The organism is Streptomyces sp. AC555_RSS877, assembly GCF_019049245.1.
Lineage (GTDB): Bacteria > Actinomycetota > Actinomycetes > Streptomycetales > Streptomycetaceae > Streptomyces.
Window position 1 is genome coordinate 48,054 of the sequence record NZ_JAGMUK010000018.1, and the last position, 15,843, is coordinate 63,896.

Here is a 15,843-nt window from a genome sequence, read left to right on the forward strand (position 1 = left end):
CCGTTATGAGCACCTCTCATCCGAGCACGGTAGACGAGGCCACCGAGCGGAGCCCGGACGGGCGAGCGGCGCCGCCTCTCGCCCCCTCATCGGCGGAATGGCGCAGACGCGGCGGGCGGGGCTTTTCGTCGGCACTGCGTGGTGGGCGGGTGGCGGGGCTGGACGGATTGCGGACGGTCGCCGTGGTGCTGGTGATCGTGTATCACGTGGAGCCGGACCTGGTGCCCGGAGGCTCGGTGGGCGTGGACGTGTTCTTCACGCTCAGCGGATTCGTCATCACCCGGCTGCTCGTCGCCGAGTACGCCCGTACCGGGCGCATCGGCCTGTGGTCGTTCTACCGGCGGCGGTGGCTGCGGCTGGTGCCGGCCATGCTGGTGATGTGCGCGGTCGTCGCCCTGCTGTCCATGGCGCTCCCGCTGCCACTGCTCGACGGGGCGTGGACGGCGGCGGCGCTGGCCGCGGGCTCGGTGGTCAATCTCGTACGGGCTGGGGAGCCCGGCCCGTACTCGGACCTGACCGTGCCCTTCAGCCACACCTGGTCGCTCGGGGTGGAGGAGCAGTTCTACCTGGCCTGGCCGCTCCTGCTGCTGGTGCTGCTACGGCACGCCACGGCACGGAGGGTCCTGGGCTGGGTCGCGGCGCTGTGCGTCCTGCCGGTGATCTGGCGGATGGTGCTCTGGGACCCCACGGCGGCGCACCGCATCTACAACGGCCCCGACACCCGCGCCGACCAGCTCCTCATCGGGGCTCTGCTGGCCGTCGTCCTGGCCCGGCTGCGCGCCGACGACCCCCGGCTGGCGCTGCTGCGCCGCTGGGCGGGACGGCTCTGCTGGCCCGCGCTCGTGCTCTTGGGGCTGGTCGCCTGGCAGGTACCGATCACCGGAGCGAGCCGGTGGAACCCCGTCTGGTACACGGTCGGCTTCCTGGCCGCCGCCGTCCTGTCGGCCACGGTGGTGGCCGCGCTGGATCTGTGTCCGCGGTCGTGGCCCTCCCGCCTGTTGTCGGTGTCCGCGCTCGCATGGGTCGGACGCAACCTCAGCTACGGGATGTACCTGTGGCACTACCCCGTCATCCGGCTGCTCTCCGACCTCGGCGTGGACGGCGACCGGCTGCTCCCCGCCGGCATCGCGGTGACGGTCGCGGCGGCCCTGGCCTCGTACGTCCTGGTCGAACGGCCCTTGCTGCGACACGGCCGGTTCCGCGTGCGCCGGTGGGAACCAGCCATGGCCGTGGCGCGATGACCAGCGCCGGGACGGGGGCCTTCGATACGGGCGCGTGGGACGGCGGTACGCCCTCACGAGTTCCTTTGGACGGGCAGTCCGCCGGGGAACCCGTCGACGTCGTCCGCGACGTGGTCGGACCGCTGCTGCGCCGGGCCGACCTGCTGTCCCAGCTCCTGAGGATCGGATGCCCCGGTGACCCGCGGGAGCGGGACGCGTAGTGCTTGCCGAAGATCCGGCAAACCTGCACACCGTTCACCGAAGGCCGTTCGGAGCCTGAACCGTGGTCACGACGGCGCCGGATTGCGGTGGCCTAGGCGCTGGGCTGTCCGTCTCGGAACCGGTGGCAGCCGTCGTGCGTGCAGCGCAGACGCGGGTCGCGTGAAGGATTCGGCGTGCGCGGTCACCGCGTGGTCATGCCCGTGAAGCCGGTCGCCGCCGCGTCTCCCGCCCGGGTCCTTGACGGCTGGCCGCCCCTTTGCCGACGTGCTTTGATCCTGCGCGTGGCGCAAGTCGCCGGATGAGTTCCCGCCTGGTGGATCGGGCGAACTCTGCCATTCCGACACGCCTGTCCGACATGCCTATGCGAAGGGAACCGCGCGCGATGAACCTTGCCGGCCCGGTGGAAACAGCCGAGATCTCCGACACCGACCTGGACGACGTCTCCGGCGGACACGCCGTCGGCGGCTTCGGCGGTCTCTCCGTCGAGACGCCGATCGCAGACGTCTGCGCCGACCTCATGGCCGTGGCTTCGACCGAGGGGCTTACGGCGGGCGCCGACGTCCACGCTGCCGCTCTGTGACGACAACGCACCCAGCCATGGCCCCGGATCGGACGATCCGGGGCCATCGTGCTCACCCGGTCATTCCCGTCGCCGCCGGTCTCGATCGTGATCCTCACCGTCCTGACCGTCGCCGTCGGGATCGCCGTGCCGACGGTCGGTGACAAGGGCGCCCTGCCGTCCTCACTGCCGGTGCCGGGTCTGCCGGACGTGCCGTCACCATGGACACCCTGACCGTCATCGCCCCCTACGCTCTCGCGATGCGCTGGTCGGCCTGATGGAGTCGCTGATGACCGCCGAGCTCGTCGACGACATCACCGACACCGACTCCTCCGACGGCACGCGGGTCGTCTACTCGGTGACCGGCGAACTGTTGGTACGCCCAGTGCGGCAAGTCGGTCGAGATCATCGGCCTGAACGACCCCGGCGCCGACCTCCACGGCAAGCTCACGGGAGAACTCGCCGGCCGCTGACCGCGCGGCGCACATGGCGATGCCCGGGCCGCCCCCTGTGGGCCGGCCCGGGCATCGTTCACGATCAGACCAGGTCGAACCGGTCCAGGTTCATGACCTTGTCCCACGCGGAGACGAAGTCCTTCACGAACTTCTCCTTCGCGTCGTCGCTCGCGTAGACCTCAGCGAGGGCGCGCAGCTCGGAGTTGGAGCCGAAGACGAGGTCGGCGCGGGTGCCGGTCCACTTGACCTCGCCGGTGGCGGCGTCGCGGCCCTCGAAGGTGGTCTGGTCCTCCGAGGTCGAGCTCCACGTCGTGCCCAGGTCCAGGAGGTTGACGAAGAAGTCGTTCGTCAGGGTCCCGGGGGTGTCGGTGAGGACGCCGTGCGAGGACTGCCCGTGGTTGGCGCCCAGGACGCGCAGGCCGCCGACGAGGACGGTCAGCTCGGGGGCGCTCAGGGTGAGCAGGTTCGCCTTGTCGAGCAGCAGGTACTCGGCCGGCAGGCGGTTGCTCTTGCCGAGGTAGTTGCGGAACCCGTCGGCGGCCGGCTCGAGCGCGGCGAACGACTCGACGTCCGTCTGCTCCTGCGACGCGTCGACGCGGCCCGGCGTGAAGGGGACCTCGATGTCGAAGCCGGCGTCCTTGGCGGCCTTCTCGACGCCCGCCGCACCGGCGAGCACGATCAGGTCGGCGAGCGAGACCTGCTTGCCGCCGGACTGGGCGGCGTTGAAGGACCCCTGGATGCCCTCGAGGGTGCGCAGGACCGAGGCCAGCTGGTCGGGGTTGTTGACCTCCCAGCCGCTCTGCGGCTGCAGGCGGATGCGCGCACCGTTGGCGCCGCCGCGCTTGTCGCTGCCACGGAAGGACGAGGCCGACGCCCACGCGGTGGACACGAGCTCGGAGACCGTGAGGCCCGAGGCGAGGATCTGGCTCTTGAGGGTGGAGACGTCAGCGGCGTCGACGAGCTCGTGCGTCACCACCGGCAGCGGGTCCTGCCACAGCAGGGTCTCCGCCGGGACCTCCGGGCCGAGGTACAGCGACTTCGGGCCCAGGTCGCGGTGGGTCAGCTTGTACCAGGCGCGGGCGAAGGCGTCCGCGAACTCGGCCGGGTTCTCGTGGAAGCGCTTGGAGATCTCACCGTAGATCGGGTCGAAGCGCAGCGAGAGGTCGGTGGTGAGCATCGTGGGCAGACGCTTCTTCGACGGGTCGTGCGCGTCCGGGATGACCGCCTCGGCGTCCTTGGCCACCCACTGCTTGGCGCCGGCCGGGGACTCGGTCAGCTCCCACTCGTAGCCGAAGAGGATGTCGAAGAAGTCGTTGCTCCACTGGGTGGGCTTGGTGGTCCAGGTGACCTCCAGACCGGACGTGATGGCGTCGCCGCCCTTGCCGGTGCCGTAGGTGGACTTCCAGCCCAGGCCCTGCTCCTCCATGGAGGCGGCCTCGGGGTCGTTGCCGACCGCGTCGGCCGGGCCCGCGCCGTGGGTCTTGCCGAAGGTGTGGCCGCCGGCGATGAGGGCGACGGTCTCCTCGTCGTTCATCGCCATGCGGCGGAACGTCTCGCGGATGTCGCGGGCCGCGGCCAGCGGGTCCGGGTTGCCGTTGGGGCCCTCCGGGTTGACGTAGATGAGGCCCATCTGGACGGCGCCGAGCGGGTTCTCCAGCTCACGGTCGCCGGTGTAGCGCTGGTCGTCGAGCCAGGTGGTCTCGGGACCCCAGTAGACGTCCTCGTCGGCCTCCCAGACGTCGGCGCGGCCGCCGCCGAAGCCGAAGGTCTCGAAGCCCATCGTCTCCAGCGCGACATTGCCCGTGAGGATCATGAGGTCGGCCCAGGAGATGGACTGGCCGTACTTCTTCTTCACCGGCCACAGCAGACGGCGGGCCTTGTCGAGGTTGCCGTTGTCCGGCCAGCTGTTCAGCGGCGCGAAACGCTGCTGTCCACGGCCGCCACCGCCGCGGCCGTCGCTGATGCGGTAGGTGCCGGCGCTGTGCCAGGCCATGCGGATCATCAGCGGGCCGTAGTTGCCGAAGTCGGCGGGCCACCAGTCCTGCGAGGTGGTCAGCACCTCGGCGATGTCCTGTTTCACGGCCGCCAGGTCGAGGTTCTGGAACGCCTCGGCGTAGTCGAACGACTCACCGAGAGGGTTCGCGACGACCGGGTCCTTGGCAAGGATCTTCAGGTTGAGGCGCTCCGGCCACCACTGACGGTTTCCGCCGCCCTGGGTGGGGTGCGGGGCGCGTCCGTGCGCGACCGGGCAGCCTCCGGCCGCCTCCGGCTTCGGGTCCGTGACGATCGCGTCATGGTTCTCGGTCATGGGGAAATCCTTCCGAACGGGGTGAAACACACGCTCAGGAACTGAGGGCGGTGGAAGCGGTGGAAGCGGTGGTGCAGTCGGGGCACAGGCCCCAGTAGATGACCTCGGCCTCGTCGACCGAGAAGCCGTGGTCCTCGGACGCGGTCAGGCAGGGGGCATGGCCTACCGCGCAGTCCACATCGGCGACGACGCCGCACGACCGGCACACGAGGTGGTGGTGGTTGTCGCCGACGCGTCCCTCGAAACGGGCGGGACTGCCCGGTGGCTCGATGCGGCGTACGAGCCCGGCGGCGGTGAGGGCGTGGAGGGCCTCGTACACGGCTTGAAGCGAAATGTGCCCGACACGGTCGCGCACCCCGGAGGCGATCGCCTCGACGCCGAGGTGGTCCCCGCCCCGGACGGTCTCGAGCAGCGCGACACGGGCGGCCGTCACCCGCAGGCCGGCACCACGCAGTTCCTCGGCAGTGGTCGGGGGCTGGGGTGCAGTCATGGCCACAACCTACCCTCATAAACACGAATGGTTCAAGAAAAGGAACGGTACAGGTTTGGCGTCCTGCGGGTGGCGGGCGGACGCCGGGCCGTCGACACGGCGGGGAACGGGGGCCGACGTACGGTCATACGACCCACGGCGGCCCGACAGATCGCCGTCTCCTGGTGGCAAGCTTTCTCCCGCACCATCGACATGTCCTTGACACATCGACGGTAAGGAAGCACCTGTGAGAACGCCCCGCACCGCGCGAAGAGCCGCACTTCTCGCCTCGGGCACCGTGCTGACGACCCTCCTCGCGGTCTCCCCGGTGGGGGCGGCCGGCCTGCCGGTGGTCACCGCCACCGGTGAGACCGCCGCCCTCTACGACGACGAGGCCGGCGGCGACTCCGACGCCGACGACCCGGCGATCTGGCGCAACCCCGCCGACCCCGGGCGCAGCCTCGTCGTGGCCACCGCCAAGGAAGGCGGTCTGCGGGTCTACGACCTCGACGCCCGCCTCGTGCAGTCGCTGCCCGCCCCGCAGCCGCCCGGCGAGGACGACGCCCCGGGCCGGTTCAACAACGTCGACCTCGTCTCCGGGCTGCGTACGTCGGCCGGGCGGGCCGACGTGGCGGTGGTGAGCGACCGTGGCAGCGACCGGCTCCGGATCTACCGCGTCGATCCCTCGCAGCCCGGCGGTCCGCTGACCGACGTCACCGACCCGGCCGCCGCCCCGGTCTTCTCCGCCGGCCAGAGCGAGATCAACGACCAGCGCACGGCGTACGGCCTGGCCACCTGGAAGGACACTTCCACCGGCCGTACCTACGCGTTGGTGAGCCGGCGCGAACGCACCCGCCTCGCCCTGCTCGAACTCGTCCCGGCCGCGAACGGCACGGTCGGCTACCGCAAGGTCCGCACCCTCGACCTGCCCTCCTCCTTCCGCCTGCCGAACGGCACGACGTGGACCCCCTGCCTGGAGCCCGGCGAACTCCCGCAGGTCGAGGGCATGGTCGTCGACCCGGCCACCGGCACGCTCTACGCGGGCCAGGAGGACGTCGGCATCTGGCGGCTCCGCGCCGACCTCACCGGCAAGCCGGCGCTGGTGGACAAGGTGAAGGAGTACGGCGTCCCCGGAACCTACGACGAGGAGACCGAGGAGTGTGCCCCGGGCACCGACCCCGGATACGGCGGCAGGCGTCTGGCGGCCGACGTCGAGGGCCTGACCCTCTTCCAGGAACGGGACGGTGACGGCTACCTCCTCGCTTCCGGCCAGGGCGACAACACCTTCGCCCTGTACGACCGCGAGGTGAGCGAGGACAACGAGTACGAGGGCGGCTTCCGGATCGGCGCCGCGACGGACACGCTCGACAGCGTGGAGGAGTGCGACGGCGCGGCCGTCCTCAACGCCCCGCTCGGCGACCGCTACCCGCGCGGCCTGCTCGTCGTCCAGGACGGTCAGGAGACCCCCGCGGTACCGGACGGGGAGGGCGGTACGCGTACGGCGACCGGCTTCAAGTTCGTCGACCTCGGTGCCGTGGTGGACGCCACCGGGATGTGACGCGGGTGGGGAAACGTCCGGTCATGCCCGTGCAAAAACGGCGCGTGAGGGCACGGGCGCGGGCCGGGCGCCCCGAAGTGAGTGGCAGGATCGGGCGGCATGAGGGCGTCCCCGGCGGTGCGAGGGCTGCGCGCGGCGGTGTTCGCGGCGCTGTGCGTGCTGCTGGCTGCCGGGGGGCACGCACTGGCGACCGGGATGGCGCCGCCGGTATGGGTGCAGGGCGCCGGGTTCGTGGCGGTGTTCGCGGGAGGGTGCCTACTGGGCGGGCGGGAGCGGTCGTTGCTGCCCCTCGGCGGTGCGACGCTCGCGGCGCAGGGAGGGTTGCACCTCGCGTTCGGGGCCGCGCGGCCGCATGCGGTCGTGGCCGTGCACGGCACGCGCATGCATCCGTCACACGCCCTGACACCGCACGCCGGCCTCGCCCACGTCTTTGCCGCCCTCCTGCTGACCTGGTGGCTGCGACGCGGCGAGGCCGCGCTGTGGTCGCTGTTGCGCCGGGCCGTCGCGGTCGTGCCGGGGCTCGTCGCCTGGTGGCAGGTGCTGAGGGGCGGGCGGGCCGTACCGGTCCGTCCCGGCGGCGTACGACGAGCGGGTGACGGACCGGGAGCGCTGCGCCGGATCGTCCTGCGGCACGCGGTGCGGCGACGCGGCCCGCCCGTGGGGCTTCCGTACGCGACCTGACCCCCGACACCCTTCCCCAGTACGGAGATTCACCCACCCATGCCCTACCGCCCCATGTCCTACCGCCCCTTGCCCTGCCGGGCCATGTCCTGCGCGCCCACCGTCCTGCGCCGTGCCGGCGCCGTCACCGTCCTCGCCGCCGCCGGAGTGCTGGCCGCCGCGGGCGCCGCCTCCGCGCACGTCACCGTGCACCCCGAGAGCTACGCCAAGGGCGCCACCGACGGCGTCCTGAGCTTCCGGGTCCCCGACGAGGACGACTCCGTGAGCACCACGAAGGTGCAGCTCTTCCTGCCCACCGACCACCCCGTCCTCGGCGTCCTCGTCTCCCCGCACGACGGCTGGAGCGCCAAGGTGACCGACACGAAGCTGAGGACGCCGGTCAAGACGGACGACGGCACCACCACCGACGCCGTCTCCGAGATCACCTGGACCGGCGGGGCGATCGGCCCGGGCCACTACGAGGACTTCGACGTCGCCTTCGGACAACTGCCCGACAACACCGCCCAGTTGACCTTCAAGACCCTGCAGACCTACTCCGACGGAAAGGTCGTCCGCTGGATCGAGGAGGCCGAGCAGGGCGCGCCGGAGCCGGAGAACCCGGCGCCGGTGCTCAGGCTCACGGCGGGTGACGGTACGGCGGAGGCGGCAACCGTGCGTTCCGGGTCGACGGCGGCCTCGGCAAGCGACTCCACCGCGCGCGGACTCGGCATCGCCGGTCTGGTCGTGGGCGTACTGGGCCTGGCGGCCGCCGTGTTCGCCGTCGCGCGCAGGGGTACCGCCGCGTCCGCGTAGACAGTGTCGTGGATCACATGGGTGGGGATGAGTCGGAGGCCGAGGGGATTTCCGTACCCCTGCGTGACGACGTGCCTGTTGATGCGAGGATGAGGGTGCCATGACAGCCGGGTGGGGTTCGCGCACCGTACGGGCCGCGGTGTTCGCGGCCGTCTGTGTGCTGCTCGCCGCCCTGGGCCACGTCGTGATGTCCGGCAGCCACGTACCCGGCTCGGTGCTGGCCGCCGGATTCGCCGTGACCGGCGCCGTCGGCTGGGGTCTGTCCGGGCGGGAGCGGGGTCTTCCCCTGGTCCTGGCCGTCGTGGTCACCGTCCAGACGCTCCTGCATACGGCGTTCTCGCTCGCGCAGTCGGCGAGCGGGGCGTCGGCGAGCGGCTCGCCGGCCCCGGACACGGGCTCCCCGCACATGGGCTCCGCGCACATGGGCTCCCCGCACATGGATTCCGCCCACACAGGCTCCCTGTCCATGGACGGCATGGCCTCCATGGACATGAGCCACACGGGCCACTCCACCGGCGTCGACACCTCCTCGTTCGGCATGTTCGCCGCCCACCTCCTGGCCGCGCTGCTGTGCGGTCTGTGGCTGGCGCACGGCGAACGGGCCGCCTTCCGCATCCTGCGGGCCGTCGCCGGATGGCTGGCCGCCCCGCTGAGGCTGCTGCCGGCACTGCCCGCCATCCCTGACCGGCCGCGCCCGCGGAGGCGCCGCCCGCACACCGACCAGGCGCCGCGCCTGCTCCTTCTCGTCCACGCGATCACTTCTCGGGGCCCGCCCCTGGGGACGGCTGTCGTCTGAAGACAGCTGGTACCCCGAGGCCGCCGTAGGGCGCCTCGGGCCGCGGCCGTACGCCCACACAGGCGTCGTACGGCCGCATCCCCGCACATCACGGATGCCCCGAGAAGGACACCAAGTGATCGCTACAAGGCACCCCATGGACGACTCCACGACCGCCTGGGCGCTCGCCGCCCGGGCCGGTGACACCGAAGCCGTCGAGCACTTCGTCCGCGCACTGCACCGCGACGTCCTGCGGTACGTCGCCCACCTCTGCGCCGATCCGCAGGCTGTGGACGACCTGGCCCAGGACACGTTCCTGCGGGCGCTCGGCAGCCTGCACCGGTTCGAGGGCCGTTCCTCCGCCCGTGCCTGGCTGCTCTCCATCGCGCGGCGCGCGGTGATCGACAGTTACCGGTACTCGGCGGCCCGGCCCCGGCTGCACGACGCGACGGACTGGCAGCTGGCCGTCGAGCGGGCCCAGCCGTGCGGACTGCCCGGCTTCGACGACGGCATCGCGCTGGCCGACCTGCTGGCGGCGCTGCCCGACGAGCGCCGGGAGGCGTTCGTCCTCACCCAGTTGCTGGGCCTGCCGTACGAGGAGGCGGCAGCGCTGGCCGGCTGTCCGGTCGGCACGGTCCGTTCCCGGGTGTCCCGCGCCCGCGCCACCCTCATCGAGCTGCTGACCGCGGCGGAGGAGCAGCCCCCACGGCCTGCCGTCCTGGCGGCGTGACGCTCCGCTTCAGCCGGACCGCAGCCTGACGTACGCACTCGACAGCGTCTGCGGCGAGGGCGTGAAGGCCCGCAGCCGGATCCGTACGCCCGGCTGTCGCGGCACGGCGTACGTCCCGTCCGGCGGCCGGAGTTCGTACGTCGCCGTCATGTGCGCGGGCAGCGCGGCCGGGCCCCGCACGACCGGCCAGTACGGGTCCATGCCCTGACCCGTGGTGAGCGTGAAGTGGGGGGTCAGGGCGGTGGCGTCCGTGTTGGTGACCCGCAGGGTCAGCCCGGAGACGACGGTCGCCGAGGCCCGTTGCACCGACGCGACCCGCATCCGCAGCGGAGGCGTCCCCGTCACCGCCAGCACGGAACCCGCCAGCGCGGGAACGAGCAGCAGTACGGCCGCCGCGGCCCGCGCCGGACGCCGGTGCGGGCCGCACAGCAGGCGCGGCCTCGGCTGCCACGCGCCGGCGAACTCCGCCGGGGGCGCGGTGATGGCCGCCGCCAGCCACAGCGGCGTCATCATCAGGTAGTAGCCGTCCTGCGAACGCGTCGCCAGATAGAAGGCGCACCACGGCAGCACGGTCGCGGCGGGCCCCAGCCGCCGTACGAACAGCACGAACAGCGCCAGCAGGCCCGCGGCCAGCAGCAGACTCGCATGCGCGTACCAGTCGAGCCGGTCGCTGCCGTTCGTGAAGTAGAGCGAGACGTCGACCAGACCCTGCCCGTGCAGGACCGCGCCCTGGGTCAGCGGCAGCGCGATGCCCTCGAGCCAGGGTCCCGGCTCGCTCACGACGAAGTACGTGTTGATCAGCAGCCACACCGTGACGGCGGCCCCGACGACCCGCAGCACCACCAGTGCCGCCGCCCGCGCGCCCAGCTCGCCGCACCGCACGGCGTAGACGCCGGCCAGCAGGAACGGCGCGAGGAACCACGGCAGTTGCTGCGCCGCGCACGCCGCTCCCAGGCAGGCGGCCTGCGCGAGCCCGGCCGGGCCGAGCCGCCCGCCGCGTCCGATCCGCGGCCAGCGCACCACCACCGGCACCAGCAGGGCCAGGGCCAGGATCGCCGGGTAGCCGAGCCTGCCGTACGACGGCAGCATGCCGAAGCCGAGGCACACCATGGTCGCCGCGGACCGCAAGGGGACGGGCAGCAGCCGCCACAGCACCACCGTGCCGACGACCAGCGCGAGCGAGGCCAGCACCGCCGCCGGGGTGCCGCCGTGGCCCAGCCACAGCAGGGGAGCGGTCAGCAGCGGGGCCAGCGGAGGGTAACCGTACGTCAGGTCGTAGCCGCCGTTCGTCGTCGGGGTGAGCCCGACACCGGGATGGCCGAACAGCCAGGGCCAGGGCTGCCCGTAGACGGCGTGCCCGGCGACCAGCTCCCGGGCGGCCTGCGTGGTCAGGTCCGCCTCGTCGGAGCCCCGGTGGGAGAGCACGAGCGCGCACAGGGCGAGCGTCACCGCAGTCACCAGGACGCACAGGTCCAGCCGCGCCAGCGACCGTTCCCGGCGCACCACCAGCGCCAGCACCCCGTATACCAGGATCGACGCGTAGCAGACGCAGATCACGGCGGCCACGGGCAGCCGGTGCACGGCCGCCTGCGTCCACACCGAGCGTGTACCGATGAGAAGGCTGATGTCGGCGAGCAGCGTCAGGACGCGATGCCACTGCGCGGGGGGTTCCGGGGCGGCGGGCCCCGCCGGCTGGAGCCGCCGACCGGGCGCCGACAGTCGAGTATCTGCCAGGAGCACGCCACCGGACGTTAATCGTGCCTGGTGAGCGAGGTGCCGAAGGAGGTGAAGAGCGCGGTGTGAGGGCGGTAAGAAGCGGGCATCCCGGGCAAAGGGTGCCCGGCGGACGTCCCGCTTCGCGCGTCCACGGGACGTCCCACTTCCGCGCGTCCAGCGGACGTCCCCCCACGGAGTGCCTCAGTACACGTCCCGCACGTACCGCTTCGCCGCCGCCAGCTGCTTCACCCACGCCGACGCCTCGGTCTCGTCCAGCCCGCCGTGCGCGACCGCGATGTCCCGCAGGGCCCGGTCCACGTCCTTCGCCATCCGCGAGGCGTCACCGCAGACGTAGAAGTGGGCGCCGTCCTGGAGCCAGCGCCACAGCTCCGGGCCGTGCTCGCGCATCCGGTCCTGCACGTACACCTTGTTGCGCTGGTCCCGGGAGAAGGCGGTGTCGAGGCGGGCCAGGGCGCCCTCGTCGAGCAGTGCGGTCAGCTCGTCCTCGTAGTAGAAGTCGGTGGCGCGGTGCTGCTCGCCGAAGAACAGCCAGTTGGGCGCCCGGTGACCGAGTGCGAGCCGCTCCTGGAGGAAGCCGACGAAGGGCGCGACACCCGTACCGGGGCCGACCATCACCATCGGCGTCGAGGCGTCGGCGGGCGGCCGGAAGTGCGGCGAGCGCTGCACGAACACCGGCACCTCGGTGTCCGCCTCGGCGCCGGCGAGGAAGGGCGAGCAGACGCCGCCGCGCGGACGGCCGTGCAGGTTCTCGTAGCGCACGACGGACACCGTGAGCGAGACCTGGTGCGGGTCGACGAGCGGGCTGGACGATATGGAGTACAGCCGCGGTTGCAGTTTCTTGAGGACGTCCGCCCAGTCCTGCGCGGCCGCCCGCACCGGGTGCTCGGCGAGCACGTCCACCGCCTGGCGGCCCCAGCTCCACTGCGCGAGGCGGTCCTTGTTGTCGGGACGCAGCAGCCTGCGGAACTCCCGGTCGTCACGGACGTGTTCGGAGACGAAGCGGAGCAGGTCGGGGGTGATCTTCGTGATGTCCAGGTGCCGGTGCAGGGCCTCGGCGAAGGGCACCTCCCCGACACCGTCCACGGACACGGAGGCCGAACCCTCGACGCCGGTCACCGCGAGCCATTCCTCCACCAGCGCGGGCGAGTTGACCGGCCGGACCCCGAGCGCGTCCCCGGCCTCGTACGCGAGCGGCGTCCCGCTCGTGTCGAAGGTGAACCGCCTGACCTCCTTGCCCGCGCCGGGCCGGCTGAGCAGCCGGTTGCCGACGAGACGGGCGGCGGTGGGGGCGGGCTTGGGGGAGCGGGCGGGCTTCGTGGCCGGGGGCTGCGGGCTCGTCGCGGGTTCCTGGACGTCGGTCTTGGTGCCCAGCGCGCCGAGCACCTCGTCCAGCCACGCGTCCGCCGACGGCTCGAAGTCGGGTTCGCAGTCGATGCGCGGCGCGAGCCGCACCGCGCCCAGCTCGTCCAGCCGTGCGTCCAGTCGGCGGCCGTGCCCGCAGAAGTCGTCGTACGAGGAGTCGCCGAAGGCCAGGACGGCGTAGCGGACCCCTTCCAGGCGCGGGGCCTGCTCCCCGGACAGCGCCTCCCAGAAGCCGGAGCCGTTGTCCGGCGCGTCCCCGTCGCCGAAGGTGCTGGTGATCAGCAGCAGGTCGGCGCCGGACGGCAGTGTGCCCGGGTCGGTGTCGTCCATGCCGACGAGCGTCGCCGTGTGCCCGCTCTCGGACAGCCGGTCGGCGACGGCGCCCGCGAACTCCTCGGCGTTGCCGGTCTGCGAGGCCCACAGGATGACGACCTGACGGCCGCGCCGGACCTGGGGCTCGGCCGTGGTCCGCGAGTACATGCCGGCCAGGACGCCGTTCACCCACAGCGCGTGCTCGGGGCTGAAAGGCGCGTCCGGCGGGAGCACCGGGACGCCGGGGGCGCCGGAGTTGATGCCCGCGAGGAAGCCGGTGAGGTAGAGCCGTTCCTGGGAGGTGAGGACGGGCGGCGGGGCCGGTGCGATCCCGAAGGGGTCCGCGCCCGGGGTGACGGTGGTCGGGACGATGACGTCGGCGGGGGCCGCCGGTGCCACCGGTGCCGACACCCGCGTCAGCGACACCGCGCACACCTTGAACTCCGGCTGGAACGACACCGGATCCACCGCGTCGCTCGTGACGGCGTTGACGCTCAGGTACTCCCCGAACAGGTCGTTCCAGTGGAACGGCGCGAAACAGGCCCCCGGCCGCACCCGGTCGGTGACCGCCGCGGGCAGCACGGCCCGCCCCCGCCGCGACGCGACCTCCACCCGGTCGCCCTCGGAGACCCCAAGCTCCCGCGCGTCCGCGGGATGCAGCTCCACGAACGGCCCGGAGTTCAGCTTGTTGAGCTTGGCGACCCTGCCCGTCTTCGTCAGCGTGTGCCACTGGTGCTGCACCCGCCCGGTGTTCAGGACGAACGGGTAGTCGTCGTCCGGCATCTCGGCGGCCGGCAGGTGCGGCCGCGCGTGGAAGACGGCCCTGCCGCTCGCGGTCGGGAACCGCAGCCCGCCCTCGTCCACGTACCGGATGGGGTTGCGCTCGGGCCCGTCCTCCGACGCGGCCGGCCACTGCACGGGCGTCGACCGCAGCCGCTCGTACGTCACCCCGCGCAGGTCCCATCCCGTGACGGGGTTCCAGAAGCGCCGGATCTCCTCGAAGATCTCCTCGGCGCTGTCGTACGAGAACCCCTTCTCGTACCCCATCTCCCGCGCCACGGCCGCGATCAGCCGCCAGTCCGCCGTCGCCTCGCCGGGCGGGTCGGCGACGGCCGCGGTCAGCGTGAGGCTGCGCTCGCTGTTGACGAAGACGCCCTCGCCCTCGGTCCACATCGCGCCGGGCAGTACGACGTCGGCGTACGCGTTGGTCTCGGTGTCGCCGAAGACGTCCTGGGTGACGACGAACTCGGCGGCCTCCAGGCCCTCGATGACGGTACGGCGGTTGGCGACCGAGGCGACCGGGTTGGTGCAGATGATCCAGCAGGCCTTGATCTCCCCGTCGGCCATCTTCTGGAACATCTCGACGGTGCCCTTGCCGACCCCGTCCGCCCGGACGGCCCCCGGCGGCAGCTCCCACAGCTCCTCGACGAACGCCCGCTCGTCCGGCACGAGCACCGACCGCTGCCCCGGCAGGCCCGGGCCCATGTAGCCCATCTCACGGCCGCCCATCGCGTTGGGCTGGCCGGTGAGGGAGAAGGGGCCGCTGCCCGGACGGCAGATCGCGCCGGTCGCCAGATGCAGGTTGACCAGGGCGTTCGTGTTCCAGGTGCCGTGCGTGGACTGGTTGAGCCCCATGGTCCAGCAGCTCATCCACTCACCGGCCTCGCCGATCAGCCGCGCGGTCGCGCGCAGGTCGTCCTCGGCGAGCCCGGTGATCTCCGCGACGACGTCCGGCGCGTAGTCGGCCAGGAACCCCTCCATCGCCTCCCAGCCCTCGGTGTGCGCGGCGATGAAATCGGGGTCGGTGTGCCCGTTCTCGACCAGCAGATGCAGCAGCCCGTTCAGGAGGGCCAGGTCCGTACCCGCCTTGACCTGCAGAAACAGGTCCGCCTTGGCGGCGGTCGCGGTGCGCCGCGGGTCCACGACGATCAGCTTGGCGCCCGCCTTGACCCGCTCCATCATCCGCAGGAACAGGATCGGATGGCAGTCGGCCATGTTCGACCCGATGACCAGGAAGACATCCGCGGAGTCGAAGTCGTCGTACGAGCCAGGCGGCCCGTCGGCCCCCAGCGACAGCTTGTAGCCGGCACCCGCGCTGGCCATGCACAGCCGCGAGTTCGACTCGATCTGGTTGGTCCGCACGAACCCCTTGGCCAGCTTGTTCGCCAGGTACTGGGCCTCCAGGCTCATCTGCCCGGAGACGTAGAAGGCGACCGCGTCCGGCCCGTGCTCGTCGATGATCGTGCGCAGCTTCCGCGCGGTCTCGGCGATCGCGTCGGCCACGGGCACCGGCACCGGCTCCTCGCCCCGGTCGTCCCGCACCAGCGCCGTGGTCAGCCGGCCGGGCGCGGCGAGCATCTCGGCGGTCGTCGCGCCCTTGGTGCACAGCCGCCCCGCGTTCGCCGGGTGCGCCTTGTCACCGGACGCCTTCAGGACCGTACGCCTGCCGTCCGGGCCCATCCCGACGTCGAGCAGGATGCCGCAGCCCACACCGCAGTACGAGCAGACCGTGCGCACCTGCTGCGTCTGCTGCATGCGTGGGGTCGTCGTCATGACGACAACCGTACGAATTGCCCGTTACGCCTATGTGACACAACTTGATCACCAGGGGTTACGCCCACTGCACAGGCGTCCCGGAGGCGGTGTGAGGGGGGTCGCGGAGC

General features: G+C 72.2%; 12 protein-coding genes and 1 pseudogene. 9 read left to right on the forward strand and 4 right to left on the reverse strand.

The window, feature by feature from the left end; genetic code table 11:
* The first annotated feature begins 149 nt into the window (after positions 1 to 149).
* The 4 genes and pseudogenes from KUM49_RS08370 to KUM49_RS08385 all read left to right on the forward strand — a co-directional run.
* On the forward strand, positions 150 to 1,241 hold the full coding sequence (locus KUM49_RS08370) for an acyltransferase (RefSeq protein ID WP_308406569.1): 1,092 nt from the start codon (positions 150 to 152) through the stop codon (positions 1,239 to 1,241).
* Positions 1,238 to 1,441, forward strand: coding sequence for a hypothetical protein (locus tag KUM49_RS08375; protein WP_217236087.1), 204 nt, complete (start codon positions 1,238 to 1,240; stop codon positions 1,439 to 1,441). The genes KUM49_RS08370 and KUM49_RS08375 overlap by 4 nt, the downstream gene beginning before the upstream one ends.
* 383 nt (positions 1,442 to 1,824) lie before the next feature.
* The gene (locus tag KUM49_RS08380) at positions 1,825 to 2,022 is read left to right on the forward strand and encodes a hypothetical protein (protein WP_217236088.1); all 198 of its coding nucleotides are present in this window, start codon (positions 1,825 to 1,827) and stop codon (positions 2,020 to 2,022) included.
* A 51-nt stretch (positions 2,023 to 2,073) separates the two neighbouring features.
* Positions 2,074 to 2,335, forward strand: a pseudogene (locus tag KUM49_RS08385) (sodium-independent anion transporter); the annotation flags it as partial.
* Between the two features lie 203 nt (positions 2,336 to 2,538).
* Here the strand turns inward: KUM49_RS08385 and katG are convergent.
* On the reverse strand, positions 2,539 to 4,764 hold the full coding sequence (gene katG, locus KUM49_RS08390; RefSeq protein ID WP_217236089.1) for a catalase/peroxidase HPI: 2,226 nt from the start codon (positions 4,762 to 4,764) through the stop codon (positions 2,539 to 2,541).
* 34 nt (positions 4,765 to 4,798) lie between these two features.
* A complete protein-coding gene (locus tag KUM49_RS08395) occupies positions 4,799 to 5,254 on the reverse strand; it encodes a Fur family transcriptional regulator (RefSeq protein WP_217236090.1) in 456 nt (151 codons plus the stop codon).
* 226 nt (positions 5,255 to 5,480) lie between these two features.
* Here KUM49_RS08395 and KUM49_RS08400 point away from each other — a divergent pair, with 226 nt between their 5' ends.
* The 5 genes from KUM49_RS08400 to KUM49_RS08420 all read left to right on the forward strand — a co-directional run bounded on the left by KUM49_RS08400 (position 5,481) and on the right by KUM49_RS08420 (position 9,769).
* Complete coding sequence (locus tag KUM49_RS08400) at positions 5,481 to 6,791, forward strand: phytase (protein ID WP_217236091.1); 1,311 nt, start codon at positions 5,481 to 5,483, stop codon at positions 6,789 to 6,791.
* Between the two features lie 99 nt (positions 6,792 to 6,890).
* On the forward strand, positions 6,891 to 7,472 hold the full coding sequence (locus KUM49_RS08405; protein ID WP_217236092.1) for a hypothetical protein: 582 nt from the start codon (positions 6,891 to 6,893) through the stop codon (positions 7,470 to 7,472).
* 84 nt (positions 7,473 to 7,556) lie between these two features.
* The gene (locus tag KUM49_RS08410; RefSeq protein WP_217236198.1) at positions 7,557 to 8,264 is read left to right on the forward strand and encodes a YcnI family protein; all 708 of its coding nucleotides are present in this window, start codon (positions 7,557 to 7,559) and stop codon (positions 8,262 to 8,264) included.
* Positions 8,265 to 8,364: 100 nt separating this feature from the next.
* On the forward strand, positions 8,365 to 9,060 hold the full coding sequence (locus KUM49_RS08415; RefSeq protein WP_217236093.1) for a hypothetical protein: 696 nt from the start codon (positions 8,365 to 8,367) through the stop codon (positions 9,058 to 9,060).
* 94 nt (positions 9,061 to 9,154) lie between these two features.
* Positions 9,155 to 9,769, forward strand: coding sequence for a sigma-70 family RNA polymerase sigma factor (locus KUM49_RS08420; protein WP_217236094.1), 615 nt, complete (start codon positions 9,155 to 9,157; stop codon positions 9,767 to 9,769).
* A gap of 9 nt (positions 9,770 to 9,778) precedes the next feature.
* Here the strand turns inward: KUM49_RS08420 and KUM49_RS08425 are convergent, their stop codons facing one another.
* Both KUM49_RS08425 and KUM49_RS08430 read right to left on the reverse strand, forming a co-directional pair.
* A complete protein-coding gene (locus KUM49_RS08425; RefSeq protein ID WP_308406570.1) occupies positions 9,779 to 11,509 on the reverse strand; it encodes a hypothetical protein in 1,731 nt (576 codons plus the stop codon).
* 177 nt (positions 11,510 to 11,686) lie between these two features.
* On the reverse strand, positions 11,687 to 15,733 hold the full coding sequence (locus KUM49_RS08430) for a bifunctional nitrate reductase/sulfite reductase flavoprotein subunit alpha (protein WP_217236095.1): 4,047 nt from the start codon (positions 15,731 to 15,733) through the stop codon (positions 11,687 to 11,689).
* Positions 15,734 to 15,843 lie beyond the last annotated feature (110 nt).

Bases quoted from the DNA above. Each gene is read 5' to 3' on its own strand.
- KUM49_RS08375 (WP_217236087.1), top strand. From the start codon at position 1,238: ATGACCAGCGCCGGGACGGGGGCCTTCGATACGGGCGCGTGGGACGGC.
- KUM49_RS08380 (WP_217236088.1), top strand. From the start codon at position 1,825: ATGAACCTTGCCGGCCCGGTGGAAACAGCCGAGATCTCCGACACCGAC.
- katG (WP_217236089.1), bottom strand. From the start codon at position 4,764: ATGACCGAGAACCATGACGCGATCGTCACGGACCCGAAGCCGGAGGCG.
- KUM49_RS08395 (WP_217236090.1), bottom strand. From the start codon at position 5,254: ATGACTGCACCCCAGCCCCCGACCACTGCCGAGGAACTGCGTGGTGCC.
- KUM49_RS08405 (WP_217236092.1), top strand. From the start codon at position 6,891: ATGAGGGCGTCCCCGGCGGTGCGAGGGCTGCGCGCGGCGGTGTTCGCG.
- KUM49_RS08410 (WP_217236198.1), top strand. From the start codon at position 7,557: ATGTCCTGCGCGCCCACCGTCCTGCGCCGTGCCGGCGCCGTCACCGTC.
- KUM49_RS08415 (WP_217236093.1), top strand. From the start codon at position 8,365: ATGACAGCCGGGTGGGGTTCGCGCACCGTACGGGCCGCGGTGTTCGCG.
- KUM49_RS08420 (WP_217236094.1), top strand. From the start codon at position 9,155: ATGCCCCGAGAAGGACACCAAGTGATCGCTACAAGGCACCCCATGGAC.
- KUM49_RS08430 (WP_217236095.1), bottom strand. From the start codon at position 15,733: ATGACGACGACCCCACGCATGCAGCAGACGCAGCAGGTGCGCACGGTC.